Raw genomic sequence first — 10,676 nt, 5'->3', positions numbered from 1 at the left:
ACGAAGTCACGAGCGAGGGGCCACTTTTTTGTGGAGGAGCCTGCGACGGAACAAAAAAGTGGTGCCTCGCGAGCCGGCGCCGAAGGCGCCCAATAAAAAGCAGCGCTGCATCGCCGAAAGCCCCCCACCCGCTCACTCAGCTCACGACCCCGGCCGTCCCCCTGTTCCGCTCACGACCCCGGGCCGCCGTGCTCGCTGCGCTCGCGACCCGCGCCGTCCCGCCGGTTCGATTCGCGACCCAGGCCACCATGCTCGCTGCGCTCGCGACCCAGGCCGTCCCACCGGTTCCGTGCGCAACCGGGTCGCCGTGCTCGCTGCGCTCACGACCCAGGCCAACTCCACCGCCGCCCCCGCAACCCCAGCCACCCGGACCCGCCACCCCCGCGACCCGCCGAAAGCCCAAGCACCGCCCCGCGCCGGCGCCCGTGCCGCAGCCGCATTCGGCCCATAAAAAAGCCCGACCCGAGAGTTTTCGCTCTCGGGTCGGGATGCCGTCGTGCCCCGGGTGGGGGTGGGGACACGAGCGGCCGGGGATGCGAGATCCCCGAACGGCTACAGACCCTGGGGGGGATTGGGCTGCGCCTGGGCCATTCGGAAAGGGGGGAGTCCCGTTGGTTCCGAATGGACCGTCGTTCTGAAGGCTAGTGAAAACCGTGGCCGAAGAACACCTGTCGACCCGACCGGATTGGCCCCGAGACAAGGGTTTAAGGCCCACTTAAGGGTTGATCAAGGTCCACGTGTCCGGCGGCACACGAACAACTACTCACAGTGAGAAGATCCCTCGTCCAAGTGTCCGCCCCCACCCCGAGCCAACCGCGCATCGCAACGCATCCCACAACGCAACCCCACTCCAAACCAAACAACGAACCAGTCGTCAGCCCCCCAAACCGCCCCACACCCCTGCGCGTATTCCCATGCGGTTGATGAAGCAACTTCCGGGTGGTCGACCCATGAGACCGGTGCGTCCGGACCTGACGCTCGCCCCCGCCGTTGCGATGCGGCCGATCCGGCTGTGTCCAATAGCACCCGAAATCCCCTCCCCCACACAGACGTTGCGCCCGCCGTGAGACCGGCCGCAGAGACCGTTATCGGCCAGGAGACGCCAGGACACGCCAGGACACGCCACACGACAATGCCGCATCACCCGAAGTCGGCACGCACGCCGTTCCCAAACGCGATCCCCGCAAGGCAGGACTGATCCTCGCCCTCGCCACGGCGCCCGTCACAAAACGCCGGCGCCACCACCACGCGAACTCCCATTTCCCCCAAGCCGGTTCCTCCGCCGAAACAACCCCACCCAAACAGCCCACCGGACCTCGCCCCCAGGACAGAACCGAAGGACTGAAGCAGGGCAAATATCACGCGACAGCCAAGCCCCTCATCCGGCAGGGTTCCGCCCGATGAGCGACAACAAGAACAACGACAAGGACAACGAGGGCAACGACAAGAACGACAACAACGACAACAAGAACAACGAAATGTTCTACGCCCCCCACAAATCCCTCCAAGGGCTGCTGCAACGAGGACGGGGCCTGGGCGCCATACAGGCGCGGCAAAGCCCCTCGGCAGCCGCGCCGTTCGTGTGCGACGGGATCCGTCGGGACTGGGCCTGGGACGGACTCGTCGACGAACGTGCCCTGTACCTGGCGCGGTCGGTCCAAGAGCTGGAGTTGTCGCCGGCACCGATCGTGAAGCATCTCGCGGGTTCCGAGGACGAGTGCTCCCGGGCAGCCGATGTGTTGGTCCTGCTCGCTCTCGGCGGATCGCACGAGGCCCGGGAGGGACTGCGGGCCCACATCCGGGAAGGCGCCCACTGGGTACCCGTACTGGAGTCCGTCGCGGACCACTGGCCGGACACCTGGTGGGAGGACCTGGCCGAGGTCGCGCGAACCCGCATCGGCCGGGAACCGGAGCCGCCGTGGCGAACCGAGCCGTGGGCCGGGTTCGGAGTCGTGGTCCGGCGGCCCGATCCACGACCGGCTCCGCACGATCTCGGCGGACATACCGACGGCGAGCTGCTCGACCTGCTGACCCTCGCCCCGCCCGGGGACCGCATCCGGGTCGACGCCCTGCACGAACTGTGCCGCCGCGACCCGACGGAAGCCCTGATCCCCCTCGTACCCTCGCTCGCCACCCCGGACGGTCGCCGTCCCCTCCCGCAGCTCACCCGGGCCGTCGAACACCTCGGCGCCCTGGCCGTACCGGCGGCGCGCGACTGGGCGGGCGACGAGCGCGAATGGCTCGCCCGCCTCGGCCGTAACGTCCTCGCCGACCAGGCCGTCCCCGAGGCGCTGCCGGTCCTACTGGCCGAACTCGCGCAACAACGGCGGACCCACACCTGGTGCGGCCCCGAGGCCACGGCACGGCAACTGGCCCGCTTCGGGCCGGAAGCCGCCGAGGCGGTGGCCGACCTGCGCCGGCTCTGGCTGCACACCCCGCACTCCTACGCGCGGCCCGCCTACCTGGAAGCGCTCGCCGCCATCGACGCGAGCGGCTTGGAGCACGCCCACACCGAATCCCTCTGGGACTGCCAGGAACAGGCCCGACTCCTCGGCATCGCCCACGCACCCGACAACCCCACAACCCGAAAGCGCATCGCGGAACTACGCGACGACCCGATGGAAGCTCCCGAAGTCCGAGCCGCCGCCGCTGCGGCCCGGCCGGCCACTGCCTGAACCCGTCGCAGAAGCCTGTTTCGACAGGTGTCGGGTTCGTCTCGCGCAGCAGCGACGGTGCACGTCGAGGAGGTGGTTCCGATCGTCGTCCACGGGTCGGTCGAAGGTGAACGTGGTGCCGGAGGACTGCTCCTCGCGGGACTTCGAGAGCGCGACCATGGTCGTGAACGGATCGGGCACGGCATCGAGCTTGGCGAGCCTCCCCGCCCGGAACGTGTCATGGAGCGGTTCGACGAACGTGCCCGGATGACGGCGAGGGCGTCGTGGCGGCCCGGGTGTGGCAGCAACGCGCGGTACGCGGCGACCGGCATCAAAGGGTCCGCCGCAGGTGGTGTCGGGACAGCCCAGCGTCGATCAAATGCGCGTTGATAACAGCCACTCCCCCGTCCCGACCGTCGACGATCACCCCACCATCGACATGCTCCGCCCCCTCACCCCGCCCCGTCCGTCACCCCACCCCCAACCGTCGCCGGCCGCGTCCGCCCTTGCCCGCTCGGCGGCTGCGGCGCACGATCGCCTCCGTGCGGCCGGCGCCGAGTCGTACGCTGATCTCCGCGCCGCCCAGCACCGAGCGGCCCACGCCGACCTCGCCGCCGGTGGCCTCCGCGAGGCGTCGGACGATGTCCAGGCCCAGTCCCGTTGAGCCCTCGCCGCCGTGCCCGTGGCCGCGCCGCAGCGCGCTCTCCGGGTCGGCGATGCCCGGGCCGCCGTCGGCCACGAGCAGGATCACCGCGTCCCGACCCGAGTGCAGGGTGACCGAGAACGGCACGCCCTCCTCGGTGTGCCGGAAGACGTTGCCCAGCATCGCGTCGAGCCCGGCCGCCAGGTCGCCCCGGGGCACCGGGACCCGTACCGGCTGGTCCGCGCCCACCAGTTGCCACGGGCGCACCTCGTCCTCGGCCAGTGCCGACCAGAAGTCCATCCGGTCACGCACCACTTCGGCCGCGTCGCAACCCACCGCCTCGATGCTCGTGCTCGATCGCCGTGCCGTGCGGATCAGTTCGTCGACCTCACGCTCCAACTGCGCCACCGCGTTCCGGGTCTGTTCGGCCACCGGGTCCTCGCCCAGCGCCGCCGCGTTCAGCCGTAGCGCGGTCAGGGGCGTGCGCAGTCGATGCGACAGGTCGGCAGCCATCTCCCGCTCGTTGGCCAGCAGTTGCTCCACCCGATCGGCCATCGTGTTGAACGATGTGGCGGCCTCCTGGAGTTCGGACGGGCCCTGCGGCGCAATCCTGGCCGCCAGGTCGCCGGTCCCCAACGCGCGGGCCGCCGAAGCCAGGCCCCGCGCCGAGCGCACCACCTGCGCGCCGAGCCGGTCGGCGACCACCACGGAGCCGCCGACCAGGACCACCGCCACGCCGGTGAGCACCATCCACGCGGTATCGACGCCGTGCTCCAGGTCGCCGTCCGGCACGTACACCTCGATCACGGTGATCCGCCCCTGGTCCAGCAGCAGCGGCTGCAACAACGCCCAGCCGCCGCCCGCCCGGACCCGGAACGACCGGGCCGACCCGCGCGCGGTGGCCACGCTCTGCTCGCTCGCCCGCGGCCGCCCCAGCACCGAACCGTCCGGCAGGTGGATCGCGATCCGACCACTCGAACCGGCCGGCACACTCGCGATCGCCGGCTCCAGCGTCGCCCGATCGGTGGTGATCACCAGCGCCGGCTGCAGCGCGGCGGCCTGCCGCTCGGCGTCGGTGAAGGTACGGTCCGCGGCGATCTCCCGGATCACCAGGACCAGCGGGATCAAAAACGCCAGGGCAACCATCGTGGTGACCGCCAACGAGACCCGCACCAGCGTGCCGCGCACCCCCTTGGGCGCCCGCGGCCGCTTGCCGTCCCGGCCTGCCGAAGCCGGCGTCCGTCCCCCGGAAGCCTGCGCCCGACCCGCCGCACGCGGATCCGGCGCTCCGTCGCCACCCGTACCGCCTGCGCCCGACCCCTCCCCACCCGCCGCGGTCCCCGCGCCCGCCCTCACGCCGGCGGCTCCAGTTTCACCCCGACACCCCGCACCGTGTGCAGATACCTCGGCTCCCGCGCCTTCTCACCGAGCTTGCGCCGCAGCCAGGACAGGTGCACGTCGATGGTCTGGTCGTCACCGTACGACTGACCCCACACCTCGGCGAGGATCTCCCGCCGCGGCACCACCGTCCCGGCCCGCGCCGCCAGGAACGCCAGCAGGTCGAACTCGCGCCGGGTCAACTCCAACTCCCGGCCGTCCAGTTGTGCCTCCCGGCGCCTGGTGTCGATCAGCAGGCCGCCGACGGTGAACACCTCCGGCGTGGTCCGCCCGCGCGCACGGCGCAGCACCGCCGACATGCGCGCGCCCAGGTGTTCGCCGGAGAACGGCTTCGTCACGTAGTCGTCGGCCCCCGCGTTGAGCAGCCGGACCACCTCGGCCTCGTCGTCCCGGGCGGTCGCGATGATCACCGGGACGTCGGATATGCCGCGCAACATCTTCAACGCCTCGGAGCCGTCCAGATCCGGCAGACCGAGGTCCAGAATGACCACATCGAAAGGGTATTGGGCGACTTCGCGCAATGCTTCGAGAGCCGTTCCGACGCTCCGAACGGCGTGTGAGGACGACGTCAGATAGCGGATCAGCGCCGAACGTACGAATTGGTCGTCCTCGACCACGAGCACCTGTGCCATGGTTCGGAACCGTACCCGTACTCTTCGATCCGGCCGGCCCGGGAGGGGAACATCGGGCCGGATCAGCGGCTGGAGGCCAGAGCACGTGCGCAGAACCGTCACCTCGATCGCGGTATGGCTCGTGGTCAGCGCGATGGCCGTCGCGCTGGCCTGGTGGGGCGTGCGCAGCGTGTTGCGCGACACCGTGTTCGAGCCGCCTCGGGCTCCGACGCTGGCCGCCGGGGACGAACCGCCACCGGTGACGAGTTCTCGGCCACCGACGCCGCTCGCGCCGTCGACGCCGGTCGCGCCGCCGACGAGCGAGGCACCCGACCTGATCTCCGCGGTCAACCGCACGCCGGCGCCGACCACGGCGTCCGCGTCGGCGCCCGCGTCCTCCGCCCCGCCGACGCCGAAGAGCCCGCCGACGTCGGTGGTACCGCCGGCCCAGCTTCGGGAGGACCCGCCGGCTCCGGCCGTGCAGAGTTTCGAAGTACGGGGCGGGCGGGCGTCGTTCCGGTACTCGGCCACGAGCGCGACGCTGATCGCCGCAACCCCGAACCCCGGCTGGGCGGTGAAGGTGTGGCCCGGGGACAGGTGGATCCGGGTGGACTTCACCGCCAACCACCGCACCTCGTCGGTGTTCGTGGTCTGGAACGGACACCAGCCGATCGCGTCGACCTACGAGGACTGAGCGGGTCGCCGCCGGGCCCTCGACCCGAACGACTACAGGTCTTCCAGCACCTCGGCCGCCGTCGACCGCAGGCCCCGGGCGGCCCGGGTCGCGGTGTTGTACGCCTCGTCGCCGCGCCCGTCGGTGAACGCGTTGGCCGCCTGGATCAGGCCCTGGGCGCCCTTGAGCACGTCGACCGCCGCCGCGAGCAGCGCCTCGCCGCGTGCGTCCCGGCCGGCCTCGTCCGCCAGTTGGGCGAGTTGCCGGGTGAGCACGGTCAGCCGCATGTCCACCCCGCGGGCACCGGACAGCGGGGCCGGTCGCGGATCACGCACGCTCGGCAGGCCCTGACGCGAGGTCGGCGCACCGTCCGGCGTCCCGCACAGCGGACACGACTCGCCGAGCGCGAGCAGACCACGCTCGGGGTGCCGGGGGCACGGCGCCGAGCGCGGGCGCGCGTCCGCCGCGTCCCGGGCCCGGCCGCGCCGCCGCCGGTTCTCGCAGAACAGGCACTTGTCCCGGGCATCCTCGTCGACCGGGCCGTACGGGTGTTCGTTGCACAGCGTGGTCGGCGTGGGAGCGGCCAGCCGGCCCAGGATCACGCGCGTGTTCGCCAGTTGCTCGGCGATCGCGTCGTACGCCTCGGGCGGGCTGGTGTTGCTCAGGAGGTCGACCATCTCCATCAGGTTCTTGGTCGACAGGACGAGTGCCTTCGTATCGGGTGCCACGCCTATGGACTGTAAATGATCGGCGGGACATCACCACACCTGAACCGGTGCGGCATCACCGCACGATCAGCACCTCCAGGGTCCTCGGCCCGTGTACCCCCTCGACCCGGTTCAGCTCGATGTCGCTGGTCGCGGACGGGCCGGAGATCCAGGTCAGCGGCCGGCCGGGGAGCAGTCGCTCCAGTGCCTGCGGTACGGACGCGACCACGTCCCGGGCGCGGACCACGCACAGGTGCCAGTCCGGGACCAGGGTCAACGCCCGGCGCCCCTGTCCCGGTCCCGCGTCGAGCACGATCGTGCCGGTCTCGGCGATCGCGACGGCGGCGGCGGTGAGGACACCGTCGGCGGTGTCCAGCTCGGCGACGGTGAGGTGGGGGGCGGGCTGCTCCGGCCTGTTATTAGTAGGATCATCGGACGATTCGTCGATCGGCCCGTACACCCAGCCGTCCGGCACGCACGTCCCGGGCGCGAGCCCCGCGACCCACTCCGCCGGCAGCCCCGCCGGTGTCACCAGCCGACGTGCCCCGCGCCGTTCGACCGCCTGTGCGATCGCGTCCGCGAGTTCGCTCCCGGTGACCTCGTGCACGACGGCCCGATAGTCGCGCAGGTGTTCGGCGAACAGTTCGAGCACGCCCTCGACCACATGCGCCCGTGCGTAGTCGCGCGGAACCGGGAAGACCTCGTCGCGCGGCACGTCCGTCAGCGCCCGCCGTACCCGGTTCAGGATCACCTCGCGCGAATTCATCGGCTCTCCCCCTCGATCTCGTTCGCTTCGGTGCGCGCGGCCGCAGGCCCCGGATCCCCCGGGCCCATGTCCGCCTGCGGCGCACCCCCGGGCCCGCTGCGCTCCCGCACCCACCAGTCCCGGAACGACTCCGCCGGCACCGCCGGGATCGACCGACTGTCCGTCCAGGCCGCGCCCGGGCCCGGGGCCCGCTTGGGGATCAACTTGCGCGAGCGCGCCGCGACCCGCTGTACCCGGCGCAGTCGCCCGGGATCGTCGAGCACCCACTCGGCCGCCCGCATCGCCGTCCGCTCGGCCCGATGACCGCCGCCCTCGACCACCTGTTCGCGCAGATGCACCAGCACCTCGGGGATGTCGATCGCGACCGGGCACACCTCGTAGCACGCGCCGCACAGCGAGGAGGCGTACGGCAGCGACGCGGTCTGCGCGTCCACCTTCGCGGTCGCGATGCCGCCCAACTGCGGCACCAGGATCGCGCCGATCGGCCCGGGATACACCGACCCGTACGCGTGTCCGCCGGTGCGTTCGTACACCGGGCACACATTCAGACAGGCCGAGCAGCGGATGCAACGCAGCGCCTGCCGACCGGTACTGTCCGCCAGCACGTCGGTGCGGCCGTTGTCGAGCAGGATCAGGTGGAAGTCCTGCGGGCCGTCGCCGGGGGTGATGCCGGTCCACATCGAGGTGTAGGGGTTCATCCGCTCGCCGGTCGAACTGCGCGGCAGCAGTTGCAGGAACACCTCCAGGTCGGCCCAGGTCGGCACGACCTTCTCGATGCCGACCACCGAGATCAGCGTGTCCGGCAGGGTCAGGCACATCCGCCCGTTGCCCTCCGACTCGACCACCACGAGCGTGCCGGTCTCGGCGACCACGAAATTGGCGCCGGAGACCGCGACCTTCGCGGACAGGAAACGCTCGCGCAGGTGCCGACGCGCGGCCTCGGCCAGCGCGGCCGGCTCGTCGGTCAGACCGGCCGGTGCCGGCACGCCCCATTCGCCCATCTCGCGAACGAAGATCTCCCGGATCTCGGACCGGTTGCGGTGGATCGCGGGCACCAGGATGTGCGAGGGCAGATCCTCGCCCAACTGCACGATCAACTCGGCCAGGTCGGTCTCGTAGGCCCGGATGCCCTCGGCGGCGAGCGCCTCGTTGAGGCCGATCTCCTGGGTGACCATCGACTTGACCTTGACCACCTCGGTCTCGCCGGTGGCCCGGACCAGGTCCGCGACGATGCGATTCGCCTCGGCGGCGTCGGCGGCCCAGTGCACGGTGCCGCCGGCGGCGGTGACCGCGGCCTCGACCGCGAGCAGGTGTTCGTCGAGGCGGCGCAGCGTGCGGTCCTTGATCGCCGCGCCCGCCGCGCGCAGTTCGGCCCAGTCCGCGAGTTCGTCCACCACCAGGGCCCGCTTGTCCCGGATGGTGTGGGTGGCCTTGCGCAGGTTGTGCCGCAGTTGCGCGTCGCCGACGGCGGCCCGCGCGGCCTGCGGGAACGGGGGCATGCCGACGAAGGTGGCGCCGGTCGGCGGGACGGCCTTGCTCATGCCGGCTCCTTCTCGGTGGAGGCGAGGATTTCCGCGAGGTGCAGGACCCGCATCCCGGTGCGCTGACGGTCCATCAGGCCACCGATGTGCATCAGGCACGAGTTGTCCGCCGCGCACAACACCTCGGCGCCGGTGCCTGCGGCGTGCCGGACCTTGTCGGCGCCCATCGCGGTGGACACGTCCGGGTTCTTGACCGCGAAGGTGCCGCCGAAGCCGCAACACTCCTCCTCGCCGGGCAGGCCGAGCAGTTCCAGACCGCGCACCTCGCGCAGCAGTGCGGTCGGACGGTCGCCGAGCTTCATCAGGCGACGCGAGTGGCAGGTGGGGTGGTAGGCGACCTTGTGCGGGAAGTACGCGCCGACGTCGGTGACGCCGAGCACGTCGACGATGAACTCGGTGAGGTCGTACACCTTCGGGACCACCGCCGCGACGTCGGCCGCGAGGGTGGCGTCCCGGGCCCGGGCGGCGGCGCGCGGGTGGTTGTCGCGGATCATCGCGCCGCACGACCCGGAGGGGGTGACCACCGCGTCGTAGCCGGCGAAGGTGTCCGCGAACCGGCGCACCATCGGCTCGATCCGCGGGCCGTAGCCGGTGTTCCAGTGCATCTGTCCGCAGCAGGTCTGGGCGAGCGGGAAATCGACCTCGCAACCCAGGCGCTCCAGGAGGCGGACGACGGCCTGGCCGGTGCGGGGGTACAGGGTGTCGTTGAGGCAGGTGATGAACAGCCCGACGCGCATGCGGGCGGCCTCCTTGCGGTGGTGGGATCGGGGGTGGGGTTGATCGGGGGTCGCGGGGTGGGGTCGGGGCGGGTTGTGGGTGGTTCGAACTGGCATGCGTGTGGTCAGACCACAGTGTGGTCACACGGTATGGGCATGTCATGCTGTGCCACAAGACGTGGGTGTCGGCCCGCGACCTGGATCGCTCCGAGGAGCTTTTGTGAACGACGGCCCGGACTGGCGCCCGGTCAAGCGGGTGCGCGCCTTCGAGGAGGTCGTCGCGCAGATCGAGGAGCAGATCTCGACCGGCCGGCTGCGCGCGGGCGACAAGCTTCCGGGCGAGCGCGCTCTGGCCGCCGCACTCGGGGTCAGCCGCCCGTCGGTGCGCGAGGCGATGCGGGTCCTGGAGGCGATGGGCGTCCTGGTCGCGAACACCGGCAGCGGCCCCGAGGCGGGCGCCATCCTGGCCGGTTCGGCGGGGCCGGCGCTGACCGGTGTGCTGGGACTGCACCTGGGCCTGGCCAACTTCGCGGTGGACGACGTCGTGGAGACCCGGTTGTTGATCGAGTCCTGGGCGGTCGAGGCCGCCGCCCGGCACGCGAGCGAGGCCGACCTCGACCGGCTGCGCACGATCGTGGCCGCGATGGACGCGCCGGATCTGTCGGCGGAGCAATTCAACGAGCAGGACACCGAGTTCCACACCGCGATCGCGGAGTTGTCCGGCAACGCGCTGGTCGCCACGTTCATGCGCGCGCTGCGCGACACGGTACGTCGACACCAACAACGCGCGGTTGCCGAACTGGGACCGGACACCGGCGCGTTGCGTGCGGACCACCACGCGATCCTGGCGGCGATCGAGGCCCGAGACCCCGCCGCGGCAGCGGCGGCGGTGGTCGCACACCTGCGTCGGGCCTACCCGGGAGTGGGGCGGTTGGCGTGAGGGACGGGTCGCGGGGCCGCGCGGGTC

At 71.6% G+C, this 10,676-nt stretch carries 9 protein-coding genes; 3 read left to right on the top strand and 6 right to left on the bottom strand.

All coding sequences use genetic code 11. The annotated features are described in order from the left end of the window. The first annotated feature begins 1,400 nt into the window (after window positions 1-1,400). The gene (locus tag ACFXMF_RS20510) at window positions 1,401-2,675 is read left to right on the top strand and encodes a hypothetical protein (RefSeq protein ID WP_379988237.1); all 1,275 of its coding nucleotides are present in this window, start codon (window positions 1,401-1,403) and stop codon (window positions 2,673-2,675) included. A gap of 448 nt (window positions 2,676-3,123) precedes the next feature. Here ACFXMF_RS20510 and ACFXMF_RS20505 read toward each other — a convergent pair whose 3' ends face one another. Both ACFXMF_RS20505 and ACFXMF_RS20500 read right to left on the bottom strand, forming a co-directional pair. Beyond that, entirely contained in the window at window positions 3,124-4,485 is a 1,362-nt protein-coding gene (locus ACFXMF_RS20505) for a HAMP domain-containing protein (RefSeq protein WP_360309591.1), read from the bottom strand. A 164-nt stretch (window positions 4,486-4,649) separates the two neighbouring features. Further along, entirely contained in the window at window positions 4,650-5,327 is a 678-nt protein-coding gene (locus tag ACFXMF_RS20500; protein ID WP_360309589.1) for a response regulator transcription factor, read from the bottom strand. A gap of 85 nt (window positions 5,328-5,412) precedes the next feature. On the opposite strand from ACFXMF_RS20500, the gene ACFXMF_RS20495 reads away from it, so the two are divergent. Further along, window positions 5,413-6,000 carry a hypothetical protein gene (locus ACFXMF_RS20495; protein ID WP_360309587.1) on the top strand — a complete coding sequence of 196 codons (588 nt, stop codon included), beginning with the start codon at window positions 5,413-5,415 and terminating at the stop codon, window positions 5,998-6,000. A 32-nt stretch (window positions 6,001-6,032) separates the two neighbouring features. On the opposite strand, the gene ACFXMF_RS20490 is transcribed toward ACFXMF_RS20495, so the two are convergent. Genes ACFXMF_RS20490 through ACFXMF_RS20475 form a run of 4 tightly spaced genes read right to left on the bottom strand, consistent with a single transcriptional unit; the run spans window position 6,033 to window position 9,730 of the window. Next, the gene (locus ACFXMF_RS20490) at window positions 6,033-6,707 is read right to left on the bottom strand and encodes a hypothetical protein (protein WP_360309585.1); all 675 of its coding nucleotides are present in this window, start codon (window positions 6,705-6,707) and stop codon (window positions 6,033-6,035) included. A gap of 55 nt (window positions 6,708-6,762) precedes the next feature. Beyond that, complete coding sequence (locus tag ACFXMF_RS20485) at window positions 6,763-7,452, bottom strand: lactate utilization protein C (RefSeq protein ID WP_379988238.1); 690 nt, start codon at window positions 7,450-7,452, stop codon at window positions 6,763-6,765. Then, window positions 7,449-8,993 carry a lactate utilization protein B gene (locus ACFXMF_RS20480; RefSeq protein WP_379988239.1) on the bottom strand — a complete coding sequence of 515 codons (1,545 nt, stop codon included), beginning with the start codon at window positions 8,991-8,993 and terminating at the stop codon, window positions 7,449-7,451. Before ACFXMF_RS20480 ends, ACFXMF_RS20485 begins: the two co-directional genes overlap by 4 nt. Continuing rightward, window positions 8,990-9,730: a (Fe-S)-binding protein gene (locus ACFXMF_RS20475; RefSeq protein ID WP_360309579.1), complete on the bottom strand. Its 741-nt coding sequence runs from the start codon at window positions 9,728-9,730 to the stop codon at window positions 8,990-8,992. Before ACFXMF_RS20475 ends, ACFXMF_RS20480 begins: the two co-directional genes overlap by 4 nt. 199 nt (window positions 9,731-9,929) lie before the next feature. Here ACFXMF_RS20475 and ACFXMF_RS20470 point away from each other — a divergent pair, with 199 nt between their 5' ends. After that, window positions 9,930-10,649 carry a FadR/GntR family transcriptional regulator gene (locus tag ACFXMF_RS20470; RefSeq protein WP_360309577.1) on the top strand — a complete coding sequence of 240 codons (720 nt, stop codon included), beginning with the start codon at window positions 9,930-9,932 and terminating at the stop codon, window positions 10,647-10,649. Window positions 10,650-10,676: the final 27 nt, after the last annotated feature.

Source organism: Embleya sp. NPDC059213, assembly GCF_042754445.1.
GTDB lineage: Bacteria > Actinomycetota > Actinomycetes > Streptomycetales > Streptomycetaceae > Embleya.
Note: the sequence above shows the minus strand (reverse complement) of the source record. Positions and strands in the feature narration are given on the sequence as shown.